At 73.4% G+C, this 14,192-nt stretch carries 11 protein-coding genes; 3 read left to right on the top strand and 8 right to left on the bottom strand.

The window, feature by feature from the left end:
* Window positions 1–64 precede the first annotated feature (64 nt).
* Window positions 65–2,029: an N-acetylmuramoyl-L-alanine amidase gene (locus tag QC282_RS15515; RefSeq protein ID WP_279549968.1), complete on the bottom strand. Its 1,965-nt coding sequence runs from the start codon at window positions 2,027–2,029 to the stop codon at window positions 65–67.
* 285 nt (window positions 2,030–2,314) lie between these two features.
* Complete coding sequence (locus QC282_RS15510; protein ID WP_279549967.1) at window positions 2,315–3,454, bottom strand: aminoglycoside phosphotransferase family protein; 1,140 nt, start codon at window positions 3,452–3,454, stop codon at window positions 2,315–2,317.
* A 243-nt stretch (window positions 3,455–3,697) separates the two neighbouring features.
* Here QC282_RS15510 and QC282_RS15505 point away from each other — a divergent pair, with 243 nt between their 5' ends.
* Window positions 3,698–5,194: a hypothetical protein gene (locus QC282_RS15505; protein ID WP_279549966.1), complete on the top strand. Its 1,497-nt coding sequence runs from the start codon at window positions 3,698–3,700 to the stop codon at window positions 5,192–5,194.
* A gap of 56 nt (window positions 5,195–5,250) precedes the next feature.
* On the opposite strand, the gene QC282_RS15500 is transcribed toward QC282_RS15505, so the two are convergent.
* The 4 genes from QC282_RS15500 to QC282_RS15485 form a co-directional block, all read right to left on the bottom strand.
* Complete coding sequence (locus QC282_RS15500; protein ID WP_279549965.1) at window positions 5,251–6,642, bottom strand: PP2C family protein-serine/threonine phosphatase; 1,392 nt, start codon at window positions 6,640–6,642, stop codon at window positions 5,251–5,253.
* A 289-nt stretch (window positions 6,643–6,931) separates the two neighbouring features.
* Window positions 6,932–7,945: a Gfo/Idh/MocA family oxidoreductase gene (locus QC282_RS15495; RefSeq protein WP_279549964.1), complete on the bottom strand. Its 1,014-nt coding sequence runs from the start codon at window positions 7,943–7,945 to the stop codon at window positions 6,932–6,934.
* Window positions 7,946–8,060: 115 nt separating this feature from the next.
* Window positions 8,061–9,728, bottom strand: coding sequence for an alpha/beta hydrolase (locus QC282_RS15490; protein ID WP_279549963.1), 1,668 nt, complete (start codon window positions 9,726–9,728; stop codon window positions 8,061–8,063).
* A gap of 365 nt (window positions 9,729–10,093) precedes the next feature.
* A complete protein-coding gene (locus QC282_RS15485) occupies window positions 10,094–10,579 on the bottom strand; it encodes a nucleoside deaminase (protein WP_279549962.1) in 486 nt (161 codons plus the stop codon).
* A 143-nt stretch (window positions 10,580–10,722) separates the two neighbouring features.
* Here QC282_RS15485 and QC282_RS15480 point away from each other — a divergent pair, with 143 nt between their 5' ends.
* Window positions 10,723–11,499: a GNAT family N-acetyltransferase gene (locus QC282_RS15480; RefSeq protein ID WP_279549961.1), complete on the top strand. Its 777-nt coding sequence runs from the start codon at window positions 10,723–10,725 to the stop codon at window positions 11,497–11,499.
* A 9-nt stretch (window positions 11,500–11,508) separates the two neighbouring features.
* On the opposite strand, the gene QC282_RS15475 is transcribed toward QC282_RS15480, so the two are convergent.
* Complete coding sequence (locus QC282_RS15475) at window positions 11,509–12,216, bottom strand: TetR/AcrR family transcriptional regulator (protein ID WP_279549960.1); 708 nt, start codon at window positions 12,214–12,216, stop codon at window positions 11,509–11,511.
* Between the two features lie 137 nt (window positions 12,217–12,353).
* Between QC282_RS15475 and QC282_RS15470 the strand changes: the two genes are divergently transcribed.
* Entirely contained in the window at window positions 12,354–13,313 is a 960-nt protein-coding gene (locus tag QC282_RS15470) for an NAD-dependent epimerase/dehydratase family protein (protein ID WP_279549959.1), read from the top strand.
* 329 nt (window positions 13,314–13,642) lie between these two features.
* On the opposite strand, the gene QC282_RS15465 is transcribed toward QC282_RS15470, so the two are convergent.
* Window positions 13,643–14,083: an SPW repeat protein gene (locus QC282_RS15465; protein WP_279549958.1), complete on the bottom strand. Its 441-nt coding sequence runs from the start codon at window positions 14,081–14,083 to the stop codon at window positions 13,643–13,645.
* Window positions 14,084–14,192: the final 109 nt, after the last annotated feature.

Raw genomic sequence — 14,192 nt, 5'->3', positions numbered from 1 at the left:
CCCACCGGACGGCACACCGCGGGCCGGGACCCCCGAGGGGTCCCGGCCCGTGGTCCGTGGGCGGCTAACCCGCGGACGGCAGCAGGTCCACGTCCGCCGCCCGGACGAACGCCACCCGGTGACCGAACTGGATCTCGTAGTACTGGTCCTTGCCGGTGACGACCTTGTGGGACGCCCCGTCGAAGGCCACCGCGTAGTAGTACTGGCCCGGCACCTTGTCACCGACGACGTACTTCTGCCCCGCCGGCAGCTTGTACTGCAGCGGCGACACGGCCTGCGCGGGCACCCCCTCCGGGTACGCCTCCTTCTCCGGGTACGCGCGCCCGTACACCGGCACGCTCTCCAGGCCCGCCTTCGGCGTCACGACCTGGCCCTTGGCGGGCACCGCCGTGGGCTCCTTCGGCGGGTTGCGGAACCAGGCCTTCTGCCCCAGGTACCAGATCGCCGTCCAGTCGCCCCAGCTGTCGGCGACCGCGTACTGCTGGCCGGTCGACACCCGCGAGGAGATGTCGTTCACGCCCTTGGTCGGAGCCGTGCCCCGGCCGATGTCCCTGATCAGCGGGGAATTCTCGTCGTGGTCGGAGTACAGCCGCACCGCGCTGGAGCCGTGCGTCGCACACGGTTCACCGGCGGTGGCGCAGCCCGTGAACACCGGCCGGTTCTTGGCGTAGTCGGGCCGGATCGTCACCAGCCCGCCGCTCTTGCCGGCCGTCGGCTCGAACGGGCGGCCGAGCAGGGTGAAGTAGTGCGCCCAGTCCCAGTACGGCCCGGGGTCGGTGTGCATGCCCGCCACGGTCGAGGCGGTCGGACCCGGCACGTTGTCGTGGCCGAGGATGTGCTGCCGGTCCAGCGGGATGTCGTGCTTCGCCGCCAGGTACTTCACCAGGCGGGCCGACGACCGGTACATCGCCTCCGTGTACCAGGAGTCCGGGTTCGCCAGGAAGCCCTCGTGCTCCAGGCCGATCGACTTGGCGTTGACGAACCAGTTGCCCGCGTGCCAGGCCACGTCCTTGGCCTTGACGTGCTGGGCGATGTGCCCGTCCGTGGAGCGCAGCGAGTACTGCCAGGACACATAGGTGGGGTCCTGCACCATCTTGAGGACGCCCTCCCAGGCGCCCTCCGTGTCGTGCACGATGATGTAGTCGATGGACTGCGACTCCGGCCGGTTCCCCAGGTCGTGATTGCCGTAGTCGCCCTCCCCGAGCTCCTCGTACGGCGCGGGAATCCACTCGCAGGACACCGTCGTCGGGCACTCGGTCCCGGCGTTGGGGACGCGGCGCGGGCTCGCGTCGGCGAGCTGCCCGGCGTCGGGCTCCAGGCCCGGACGCGCGGCCAGCGCGACCCGCTGCCCGGCGTCGGTGGTGCGCTGCTCGCCCGTCCGGATCAGGTCGAAGACGTCGTTCGCGTACGCCGTGGCCGTCGCGGCGTCGCCGGCGCCCGCGAAACGGGCCACCGCCCCGTACCAGTCCGCCGGGTCGTCGCTCAGCGGCTCGCCCAGCTCCTGCTGCGCGGCGGCCAGCAGCGCGGCACCGCCCGCCACGTTGGCCGCCGGATCGGTGCGCAGCCGCTCGGGGCTCAGTCCCGTCAGCTCGGCCGCCTTCGGCAGGGTCCGCAGCCGGGCCGGGAGGTCCGTGGTGTCCGGCAGCTCCGCCTCGGGGTACAGCGGCGGGCGGGCGCTGTCGCCGCGCGGGTCCTCGGTGCCCTCGCTGTGGTGCGGGGCCGAGGCGAGCGCGGTGCGCGCGTCGGTGAGGTGCATCGGGCCGTAGCCGCCGGTCACGCTCGGGGCGCCGGCGTGCGCGTCCCAGCGGGACTGGAGGTAGGAGACGCCCAGCAGCACGCTCTGCGGCACCCGGTACTCGGCCGCGGCGGACGCGAACGCCCGCTGCAGCCCTTGCTCCGACGGCTCGGCGCCGGACGGGGTGGCGCCGAGCAGCGGCAGCAGCAGCGCCGCCACGGCGACGGCGCTCGCCGCGCCACGGGTGCGTGTGCGCCCGGCCGCTCGGTTCGGTTCGGTGGCAGATTCTCGCAATGCAGCCTCCTGGGACGGATGAGCGCGATGAGCCGTGCGGAGCCGGGCGTGCGTCAGTGGTATCGGCTCGCCGACGATCCGTCAATCATGCCCAGAGTCAGGCGTTTTCCCATGTCAATCGCTGTGCCCGGGAGTTTCGCGCCGACCCGTCCCGGGCCTGCGGGGCGTCAGTGGAGTACACCAGTGGCTGCGCAGGGAGGGCTCCCCGAACCCTGGGGAACCGGCGCACGCCAAAGGCCCGCGGCGCGTCCCTGTTCCGGACGCGCCGCGGGCCTTTCGTCCGCGTCAGCGGGTTCCGACCGCCGCCCGCACGGCCCGTCGGGCCATCTGGACGTCGTCGTGCAGCCGCCGCAGCAGCAGCCGCTGTTCCTCGCCGGACGGCACGGCACCCGGCTGAGCCGTGCCGGGTGACGCCGGGGCCGGGTCGTGCATCGAACGCTGCACGGCACTCTCGTAGGTACGGATCTCGCGGGTCAGCACCAGCATCAGGTTCACCAGGAACGCGTCGCGCGACGCCGGTCCGGCCGACTGCGCGACCTGGCTGATCTGGCGCCGCGCCACGGGCGCGTCCCCGAGGACCGACCACAGCGTCGCCAGGTCGTAGCCCGGCAGGTACCAGCCCGCGTGCTCCCAGTCCACGAGGACCGGACCGGCGGGCGACAGCAGGACGTTGGAGAGCAGCGCGTCGCCGTGGCAGAACTGGCCCATGCCCTGGCGGCCCGCCGAGTGCGCGATGCCGTGCAGCAGCTTCTGCAGGTCACCGAGGTCCCGGTCGGTGAGCAGCCCCAGCTCGTGGTACCGGGAGATCCGGGCCGCGTAGTCCAGCGGCGCGTCGAACAGGCCCGCCGGCGGACGCCAGGCGTTGAGCCGGCAGATCGCGCCGAGCGCCGCCCTGATGTCGGCCCGCGGCGGCGCCTCCACCGGGTGGCGCTGCAGGGACGCCGTCCGTCCCGGCAGCCGCTCGATGACGAGGGTGCAGTTGTCCGGGTCCGCCGCGATCAGCCGGGGCGCCCGCACAGGCGGACGGTGCCGGACGAACGAGCGGTATGCCGCTATTTCGTGCCGGATGCGCTCGGCCCACGCGGGGGAGTGGTCCAGTAAGCACTTGGCGACGGCCGTGCTGCGTCCGGTCGTTCCGATCAGGAGCACGGACCGGCCGGTGCGGCGCAGCACCTGCACCGGGGCGAACTCCGGGCAGATGCGGTGCACCGACGCGATCGCCGTGCGCAACTGGGCGCCCTGCGGACCGGACAGGTCGAGCCTCCCGCTGAGCGGCTGGGTGCCGGGCCCCGCGGGGCGCCGCGCCCTGCCCGTCCCGAGGCCGGGGGCCGCCGTTCGCGCGGGGGCCAGATAGGGGCCGCTCCCCGCCGGACGGGCGTGCAGCGACCGGGGCGGGGCGGACACGGAGGACGATGCTGCGTACATGGGCGATACAGATCCCTTCGTGTGCCTGCTGTGCCTGCCTTGCGTGCACGCCGTCCCGGCCCGGTCCCACGGATGCACCCTGGGGAATGCCCGGCGGTGACCGGGGCGGGGTGGCGCATTACTACCTGACACCCGGCGTCCACTGGCACACCATCTGGCGCACCCTGGCGAACCGTGGCGAATAGTCGCCCGGCAAGTCTGCCGGGGCTACTGTCAACTCAGCCGAGAACCTGGGGGCTTGACGTGAGCGGACAACCCAACACCCGGCTCGCGGATCTGTTCGGCCTGGCCGGCTGGTCCAAGGGCGAACTCGCGAGGCTGGTCAACCGGCAGGCGGCGGCCATGGGCCACCCCCAGCTGGCGACCGACACCTCCAGGGTGCGGCGGTGGATCGACATGGGAGAGATCCCGCGCGATCCGGTGCCGCGGGTGCTGGCGGCCCTGTTCACCGAGCGTCTCGGCCGTGTCGTGACCATTGAGGACCTCGGTCTGGTCCGGCACGGGCGTACGGGGAAACGGCAGGGCGGCGGGAGCGAGGAACGTCCCGACGGAGTGCCGTGGGCGCCCGAACGGACCGCCGCGGTCCTCACCGAATTCACGGGAATGGACCTCATGCTCAACCGACGCGGTTTGGTGGGCGCGGGTGCCGCGCTCGCCGCGGGATCCGCACTCAGCAGTGCCATGCACAACTGGCTGCACACCGACCCGGCGCTGGCCGCCGACGCTCCCGACCTCGACCACCCCCTGCACGCCGACCCCGCTGGGTTCGACCGTTACGAGGCCGCCCCCATCGGGTCGCAGGAGATCGAGGAACTGGAGCGCTCGGTCGAGGTGTTCCGGGCCTGGGACGCCGCACGCGGCGGCGGGCTCCAGCGCAAGGCCGTCGTGGGCCAGCTCAACGAGGTGGGCGGCATGCTCGCCTACCACCACCCACCCCATCTGCAGCGCCGCCTGTGGGGCGTCGCCGCCAACCTCGCCGTCCTCGCGGGCTGGATGTCGCACGACGTCGGCCTGGAGCCCACGGCACAGAAGTACTTCGTGATCGCCGCCCACGCGGCCCGGGAGGGCGGCGACCGGCCGCGTGCCGGGGAAGCGCTCTCCCGGGCGGCCCGCCAGATGGTGCACCTCGGCCGGCCCGACGACGCGCTGGACCTGATGAAGCTCGCCCAGTCCGGTTCCGGGGAGCGCGTGATGCCCCGCACCCGGGCGATGTTCCACACCATCGAGGCCTGGGCGCAGGCGTCGATGGGCAAGGGGCAGGCGATGCGCCGCACCCTCGGGCAGGCGGAGGACCTCTTCGTCTCCGACAAGGGCGACGTCGAACCGCCGGACTGGATGCAGACCTTCAAGGACGAGGACCTGTACGGCATGCAGGCCCTGGCCTACCGCACCCTGGCGGAGTTCGAGCCGGGCGCGGCGGCGCACGCGCAGTACTACGCGGAGAAGGCCCTGTCGCTGCGCAACGACGGACGCGAGCGGTCGAAGATCTTCGACCATCTGTCGATGGCGTCGGCCTGCTTCATCGCGGACGATCCCGAACAGGCGGACCGTTACGCGCGGCTGGCGCTGATGTCGATGGGCTCGAACTCGTCGCGCCGCACCTGGGACCGGCTGCGCGAGATGTACCGGCTGACCGCCCAGTACTCCGGCTACCCGAAGATCCAGGAGCTGCGGGAGGAGATCAAGCTGGCCCTGCCGAAGCAGAAGGGCAGGCCCGGGGGCGACAACGCCCGGGCGTAGGCCGGTGGGGTCACACGCCTCTGCCCGTCGCGGCGTCGGTCACTGCGGCGACGGTGTCACGCCGGCACCCGGGCGGCGAGCACCCAGGCACCGGTCTCGCGTTCGGTGCCGGCGAACTCCTCCGCGACCATGCGCACGCAGTCCTGGGCGTTGTCGGCCCGGGTCAGGAGCGGGGCGAGGCCGAGGAGACGGTCCGCCGCGGCCGTCGCGCTGCCCGGTGGCAGCAGCCCTTCGGTGTGCAGGAGCAGCAGATCGCCCGCCTGGAGGGTCTCTTCGGCCTCCGCCCGGGCGGGGGAAGCGCCGCTGCCGGGTGCGGTCAGCGCCCTTCCGGTCCCGGCGCGGAACAGCAGCGGGGCGGGGCGTCCGGCGTGCGCCCACACCAGCGTGCGGGTCGAGGGCCGGTAGCGGCAGCACACGGCGCCGGCCAGGTCGGGCTGCGCGGAGGACAGCAGTAACTCCTCGGCCAGCTCCAGCAGTCGGCCGGGACGGGTGCCGGCCATCGCCATGCCGCGTACGGCGCCCAGCAGCATCGTCACGCCCGATGTGACGGCGACGCCGTGCCCGGCCAGGTCGCCGACGCCGAGCAACGTCTCGCCGTCGGGCAGGCCGAGCGTGTCGCACCAGTCGCCGCCGGCGAGTCCGCTCGTGGTCGCCGGCAGACGGTGGGCCGCCAGGTCCAGCCCCGGCGTGTCCCGGTGCGGGAGCCGCGGGGAGCCGTGTTTCGGCACCGCTCCCCGCGGCTCGACCGCGAACCCGTGCCCGGCGTCTGCGCGGTTGCCCCTCGGCGGGAGCGAGTCACGGGTCTCGCTCACCGCCCGCCGGCGGCGGCGCAGTTCGCTGACGTCCCGCAGCACGGCCCACATGGAGACGGTGCTGCCGTCGGCGGCGAGCACGGGCTCGCCCATCATGTGCACGGTCCGGACGTCCCCGTCCGGGCGCACCACGCGGAACTCCCCGTCGATGGGCCGGGCGTCGACGAGGCAGCCGGTGACCATCGTCGTCAGCTTCGGCCGGTCCGTGTCGGGCACCACGGAGGGCAGTTCGTCCAGGGTGAGCGGGGGAGCGGCCGGGTCCCGGCCCAGGATGTCGTAGAACTCGGCGGACCAGCGGGCCTCGTCCGTGCGCAGATTCCACTCGGCGCTGCCGACCCGGCTCAGCAGCGAGCCGGGCGACGGTGTGTCCCAGGCGGCTTCGGAGTCGGCCGGGACCGGCAGTGGGCCGTCCCGCAGTTGTGCCAAGTGCTCGTCGAGGTCGTCCAGTTGGTACAGCGCCAGGTCGTACAGGGCGCGCTGCCACCGGCCCCGCGGGTCCGATCCGTCGGCCGGCGTGTCGCGTCGCACGGCGTCCACGTCGCCCTTGAGCCGTCGCGTCTGCGATATCAGCGCGTCCACCGGGCCGCGCCCCGGCGGCTGGGCGGCAGAACGGCCCGCAGGCTGATGGGACGGCATGACGCACTCCGGTGAGGGGACGGTACGGCCAGGGCTGAAGGGGAGAGCGTTACGACTGTCGCACAGGCCGCGACGCCCTGTAAGGGATTTGGCAAGACACGATGCGGTGGTGCTTCCGGCATATGCCACAGTCTTCGCGGAGCGACGTCGGAACGCGCGTACCGTATGCCGACCCGGCCCCAAGTCGTAGGCAATATACGGCACTTGGCGGGCGCGATCGAAGACGCACCCGACGCTGGCTCAGGTGTTCGGTGGTCGTGTGTTCCCCTCAAGGCGGCGTCACGGAGAGTCACGCGTACAGGTCTGGTCGCGGGGCGAGGTCGACCCGTGTGCGGGCGCCCGTCTCCAGCGACAACACTCCCGCCTCGGCGACCGCGGCCGCCGCGTAGCCGTCCCAGGCGCTCGGGCCGGTGACCGTGCCCCGCCGGACGGCGTCCACCCAGGACTGCACCTCGCGGTCGTAGGCGTCCGCGAACCGGACGAGATAGTCCTGCGGCACCTCCGCGCGGGCGCCGCCCCCGGCCGTCACCGTCATCGCCCGCTCCTCGCCGATCCGCGCGCTGCCCCGCTCGCAGACCGCCTCGCAGCGCACCTGGTAGCCGAAGCCGCAGTTGACGAACACCTCCACGTCGACCAGGGCGCCGCCCGCGGTCTCGAACAGCACGAACTGCGGGTCCAGCAGGCCGGAGGGCGCGCCCGAGGAGGGGGCGGGCCGCAGCACCGTCACCGCGGTCAGCTCCTGCCCGAGCAGCCAGCGGGCCGCGTCGATCTCGTGCGAGACGGAACTGTTGATCAGCATCTCGCTGGTGAAGCCGGGCGGGGAGGAGACGTTGCGGTGGGTGCAGTGCAGCATCAGCGGCCGGCCAAGGCGTCCGCTGTCCAGCAGTGCCTTGAGATCTTCGTACTCGGCGTCGTACCGCCGCATGAACCCGATCTGCACCAGCCGCCTGCCCAGCCGCGCCTCCGCCGCCATCACGCGCAGCGCGCCCGCCGAGTCGGGCGTCATCGGCTTCTCGCACAGCACCGGCAGCCCCCGGGCGAACGCGGCCAGCAACGCCTCCTCGTGCGCCGGGCCCGGCGAGGCGATCAGTACGGCGTCCACGCCCGGCGCGTCGAGCGCGGCCTCGACGTCCGTGTGCACCGGGACGCCGTCGATGCCGGCCACGGAGTCCCGGGCCCGCTCGGCGTCGGGATCGGCCACGGCGGCGACCCTGGCTCCGCTCACCACCCGGTCGAGACGGCGTACGTGGTCGGCGCCCATGTGTCCCGCGCCCAGGACCGCCACACCCAGCAGATCGGCCATGCTCCGTCGACTCCTCTCCCGGTCCGCCGCGCGGGCCGGGCAGCGGCCTGCGCGACGATCAGCGTTTCATGGTCGTCAAGCCCGCGGCGGCGGTCACGGTCCGGCTCGGGCCCGCTCAGTCGTCGTCCCCGTCCGGGCCGCAGGAGCTGCCGTCCGGCGGCAGCGTGCCGTACAGCAGGAACGCGTCGATCTTGCCGTGCACGCACTTGGAGGACGCGTAACCGGTGTGGCCCTCGCCCTTGTTGTCCAGCACCACGGCGGACGGGCCGAGCCGCTGCGCCGTCTGCTCCGTCCAGCGGTACGGCGTGGCCGGGTCACCGCGGGTGCCGACCAGCAGCATCTTCGGCGTGTCGACGTCCTTGACCTTCTCACGGATGAAGTCGGTGCCCTTGGGACGACCGTGGCACATCAGCACCTGCGTGAGCCGGTAGCGGCCGAACACGGGCGAGGCCTGCTCGTACCGGCCGCGCAGCCGGCGCAGGTTCTCCGCGACCTTGCCCGGGGCGGGACGGTCGGGATCGTCCGCGCAGTTGATGGCCATCAGCGCCGCCGGCACGTTGTCGAGCGGGACCTCCTCCTCGTCCACGAGACCGCGGTGCGTACTGCGGTCCCTTTCCCGGCCGCCCGCCTTCACCCGGCGGTCGTCCTTGCTGCCCCTGCTGTCCGTGCCTTCCTTGCCCCCGGGGCCAGTCCCGGCCCGCCGGGGGACCGCGAAGCCGCCCGAGGTGAAGGCCTCCACACCGCGTGTGTCGCCGTCCTCGACCAGTTGCGCGAGGGCCCGCTCCAGCAGCGGCCACATCTCCTTGCTGTAGAGCCCCTGGCCGATCGCGCCCACCAGGTCCTGGCCGGAGAACGGGGCTCCGAAGCCCGTCGGCACCGGGTCCCGGTCGAGCGACTCGACGAGCTGCACGACCTGTACGCGGGCGTCACGCGCGTCCTGGCCGAACGGGCAGGCGATGTCCTCCACGCACCAGTCGAGGAAGTTCTCCAGCGCCGTCTGCTGGCCCAGCGCGCCCACCCGCGCCTGCTCCGCCAGCGGTTCCGTCAGGGTGTCCACGCCGTCCAGCGCCAACCGGCCCACCCGGTCGGGGAACTGGGCCGCGTACACCGCGCCGAGCCGTGTCCCGTACGAGAAGCCCAGGTAGTTGAGCTTGTCGTCGCCGAGTGCCGCGCGGATCACGTCCAGGTCCCGGGAGGAGTTCACCGTGCCGATGTGCGGCAGGACCGGGCCCGAGTTCTTCTCGCACTCCTCGGCCGCCTTGCGCAGCTGGGCCAGTTCGGGGTGCGGATCGTTGACGTCGCCGTCCCCGTCGGTCGCCTCCGCGAGGTCCTCGAAGCCCTCGCCGCAGCTGACGGGGGAGGACCGGCCGACGCCGCGCGGGTCGAAGGACACCACGTCGTAGCCGTCCGTCAGCTCCATGAAGTCCTTGCCGCCTGCGGCGAGTTCGCTGACGCCGGAGCCGCCCGGGCCGCCGAAGTTCAGCACCACCGAGCCGCGTGGCTCGCCCGTCGCACGGTAGCGGGCCACCGCCAGGTCGAGGGTGCCGCCCTTCGGTCTGGCGTAGTCCAGCGGGACGGTGACCTTTCCGCACTGCAGATCCCGCGGTGCGTCCTGGCCCTCGCACGCCGCCCACTTCACCTTCTGGCGGTAGAACCGGGACAGGTCGGTCCCGGCGTCGTCCGCCACCGCGGCCGGCAGGCCCGCGCCCAGCAGGGCCAGGCCGACCGCACCGGTGACCGCGCAGCGCCGGATCGAGGACCGCGATGTCAGCTTTGCCGGCATGGATGCCTCCAGGGGGCGCCCCGGGGACCGGGAGCGCGGCGCCCTCGATCACCATAAGCGGCCCCCGGAAGGCCCGCCTCCGGACAAGCGGGACGGCCGGGGATGCCCTAACCTTCGCGCCCCGCGTCCGGGCGGCGTCAGGGAGGACACCCCGACCGGCAGCACCGGAGCCGCGGTGTGAACGGGCGAGCCGGTCAGACCGGGCAGGCCGGGCAGACGGGAGAGGCAGGACAGGTCCGGCAGGTCGGAGGGGGCCGGGCGGTCCGCCCGGTCCGGTTCCGCCGCGATCGCCTCGACCGCGCCGTCGCGGGCACCGCGCCGCGCCCGCCGCATCTCGGCGGCGACCGCCCGGCGCGGTGCCCCCGTCAGCCGCGACCGCGATGGAAGCGGCGGTGCAGCTCCCGTACCTCGTCCGTGAGTTGGGGCACCGGGCCGGCCACGGCCACGCCGGGCGCGACCTCGTTGACGGGCAGTGTCCGCACCGGTGGCGCGGGCACGTCCAGTTCGGCGAGCCAGGCGCCCAGCTGTTCGGACGAGGCGACGTACACGATGCGGCCGAGGCCCACCCAGGCGTGCGCCGCCGCGCACATCGGGCAGTGTTCACCGGAGGTGTAGACGGTCGCCGCCGCGCGCTCCTCGGGTGTCATGTGGGCCGCCGACCAGCGCGCCAGCTCGAACTCGGGGTGCCGGGTGCGGTCCCCGGAGGCCACCCGGTTGTGGTCCTCGGCGAGCACCGTGCCGTCCGCGCCGACCAGCACGGACCCGAACGGCTCGTCGCCGGCCTCCAGCGCCTGGGCCGCCAGCTCCACGCAGCGGCGCAGGTACGGCAGTTCGGTGTCCTTCACCACCATGGCCACGGACCTCCTCGTCAATCGCTTGATCGCGCTCGAATCGACAGTCGCGGGGGAACCCTACGTCCGTCGCCGTGCCCCGCGTCGTCACCACCCGGGAAACCCCGTTGCCGCGCACCGCACGCGCCTGCTGCACTGAGCCGATGGATCACACCGCCGTCCTCGCCCTCGTCGACCGTGAGCTGCGCGAGGAGGCACGGCCCGACGCCCCCGACGCCCACGTGGAACGCTGCGGGCACGTGGTGCGCCAGACCGCTCCCGCGCACGGCTGGAACGGCGTGCTGTGGTCCCGCCTGGACGAGGCGCGCGCCGACGCGGCGATCGCCGGGCAGATCGCGCACTTCACCCGCCTCGGCCGCGCGTTCGAGTGGAAGGTGTACGGCCACGACCGCCCCGCCGACCTCGGACGACGGCTGGTGGCGGCCGGCTTCGTGCCCGGCCCCGAGGAGACGCTGATGGTCGCCGAGGCCGCGCGCCTGGATCTCGATCCGGACCTGCCCGACGGCGTCCGCGTCCTGCCCGTCACCGACGCGTCGGGCGTCGAGCTGGTGGCCGAGGTGCACCGCGAGGCGTTCGACGCGGACAGCGCGTGGCTGCGCGACCAGTTGCTCGCCCGGCTGGCCGCCGACCCGGACACGGTCGTCGCCGTCGTGGCGCTGGCCGACGAGGCGCCGGTGAGCGCCGCCCGCATGGAACTCGTGCCCGGCACGTCCTTCGCGGGCCTGTGGGGCGGTGGCACCGTACGGGCCTGGCGCGGGCGCGGCATCTACCGCGCCCTGGTGGCCCACCGGGCCCGCGCCGCCGTGCGACGCGGCTACGTTCACCTCCAGGTCGACGCGTCTGCCCAGTCCCGCCCGATCCTGCAGCGCCTCGGCTTCGCGCCGCTGACCACGACGACGCCGTACGTGTACACGCCGTAGCCGCGCCGCTCAGTCCAGGGCGAACGCGTCCGCCAGCGCGTCGAGCTGGGCGGTCAGCAGGGTGCCCCCGGCGTGGCCCATGCCCGCGAACTGGCCGGCGACCTCCAGGCCGACCGCGCCGTGCAGTTGGGCCCAGCTGAGCACCGCACCGGCCAGCACCGTCCCCGCGTCGGCGCCGGGCGCGTGGCCGGCCGCCCACTCGGCGACGGCCGCGTCCCCGGCCGCCCACGCCGACATCTGCTCCACCACCGGCCGTACCGCCGCCGACGGTGACCCCGTGGCGAAGGCCGGCAGGAACGGCCCGAGCACCGTCCGGGCGCTGTCGAGGGTGTCCGGAGGGGCGCTGTACCCGGGGACCGGAGTGCCCTGGATCAGCAGGTACCGGTGCGGCTGCGCGACCGCCCAGTCCCGGCTCGCCGCCGCCAGCGCGCGCAGCCGGGCACGCGGCGGGGTCTCCGGCGGCAGTGCCCCGGCGGCTGCCGTGACGGCCCCGGAGAGGTCGCCGTACGCGTCCCGGATCAGGTCCGTCAGCAGGGCGTCCCGGCTGTCGAAGTACCGGTAGAGGGCGGGCCCCGAGAGGCCGACCTCCTTGGCGATGCGGGTCAGCGCCACGGCGGCGGTGCCGCCCTCGGCGAGCTGCCGGAGCGCGATCTCCTTGATCTCCGCGCGCGTCTGCTCGCGGTAACGGGCTCTCGGGCTCTGCGTCCTGCCGGTCACGGACGGCTCCTCTCTCGATGTCGCGACACACCTTAACGAAGGCCCAGGAGTGCCACTCTTGCTATGGACAGTCTCTGGAGTTACAGTCTCTAACTAAAGCGTTGAGCAATAACAAACTTCGATCGCGAGGACCCGCCATGACCAGCACCGACCGTCACCCCCGCCCTCTGCACGCCGTCCTCGGTGCCGGCCCCGCCGGTACCGCCCTGGCCCGCGAACTGGTCCGCCGCGGCCACCCCGTCCGGCTCGTCGACCGCAAGGGCGAGGGTCCGGCGATCGAGGGCGTCGAGCGGTGCGCCGCCGACGTCGGCACGGCCGAGGGTGCCCGGACCGCCACCGCCGCAGCGGCCGTCGTGTACCACTGCGTCAACGTCGGCTATCACCTCCAGGTCGAGGTGATGCCCCGCGTCCAGGAGGCCGTTCTCGGTGCCGTGGAGGCCTCCGGCGCCCGGCTGGTCGTGCTGGACACGCTCTACCCGTACGGCGAGACCGGGGGAGCGGTGATGACCGAGGACACCCCGTGGCGGGCCACGAGCCGCAAGGGCCGGATGCGCGCGGAGCTCGACACCCGGTACCTCGACGCGCACCGCGCCGGCCGCGCCCGCGTGGTCCTCGGCCGCTCCGCCGACTTCGTCGGGCCCGGCGTGCTCAACTCCTCCCTCGGCGCGGCCGTGTTCCCGGGCGCCCTGACCGGCGGTCGGGTGCTGGGCCTCGGCGACATCGACCTGCCGCACAGCCACACGGACATCGCTGACGTGGCCGCCGGTCTCGCCACGCTCGGTGAGCGGCCCGACGGCGACGGCCGCGTCTGGCACCTGCCGACCGCGCCCGCCGTCAGCACCCGCGAGATACACGCCATGATCGAGAAGCGGGTCGGCGGGCCGCTGGACGTCGTCGTGCTGGCCGAGCCGCGCCCGTTCGGCCCGTTCGACGAGCAGTTCATGGCCGAGTACGCCGAGATGTTCTACCAGCACACCGAGCCCCAGGTCATGGACTCCTCGGCCTTCGAGCGCGCCTTCGGCGTGACGCCGACACCGCTGGCCGACACCCTCGACGCGACGCTGGCCTGGTACGGGGCGTGGCTCGCGAACCGGTGACCGCGGCCCGGCGGCGTGTGAATCGGCGGCCCCGCCCGCCGGCTCCCCTTCGGCATCCGGCCGCACGGCGGCATCGTCCGCCTGACCGTCACCCACGAGGACCTCGCCGACGGGCGCGACCGCGCCGACGTGGCCGCGGGCCGGCCCGCGGTGCTGTCCCACCTCACGTCGCTGCCGGAGACCGGGAGCCCGCTGTCGCAGGGGCCCTGGTCGGTTCAGCGCCTGACGGTCCGCCGGAACGCGAGGAGGCCGGTCCGCGCGACGCGGGCCGGCCCTTGGGTCGGACTCCTTTCCGTCCTGCCCCGCTTTCCCGTCTCCTGCGGGTGTCGCTAGGGCCTCGGCGCCCTCTTGGCCGCCGTGACGGCGCACACCAGGCCGAGGATCAGGGCCAGGGCGCCGATGATGATGTTGTTCCACACGACGCCCGCGTCCGGGTTCTCGCCGACGATCCACGGCGAGACGATCATCCATATGCCCATGACGCAGAACGCCCAGCTCAGGCCGTACATCCGTTCCGGTGCGCGGGTGAACCCGAGGGCCAGCAGGCCGATCGCGACGCCCATGATCAGGTTGTGGGTCACGAGCGAGGGCTGGCTCGTCGTGTAGTGGAGTATCCACGGGGACACGGCGCAGTACAGGCCGAGCAGGAACACCGGTCCGTCCACGAGCGCCACATCGCGACCGCCGAGCATACGGGCGTACCGTGCCCGCATTTCCGAGGCGTCGGGGTGGCTGGTGATGTCACCTCTGGTGGGCGAGACGTTGGCCATGAGTCGTCTCCTTTGACTAGCAGGCCGGACCGCGGCTGGCGTAGTGAGGGAAGCCGCCTATCTGAATTGTGCGCTTATATCGCTTTTACGTGTAGAGCTTGGAGGAGTT

Source organism: Streptomyces sp. DH24 (genome assembly GCF_029813775.1).
Taxonomy (GTDB): domain Bacteria; phylum Actinomycetota; class Actinomycetes; order Streptomycetales; family Streptomycetaceae; genus Streptomyces.
Note: the sequence above shows the minus strand (reverse complement) of the source record. Positions and strands in the feature narration are given on the sequence as shown.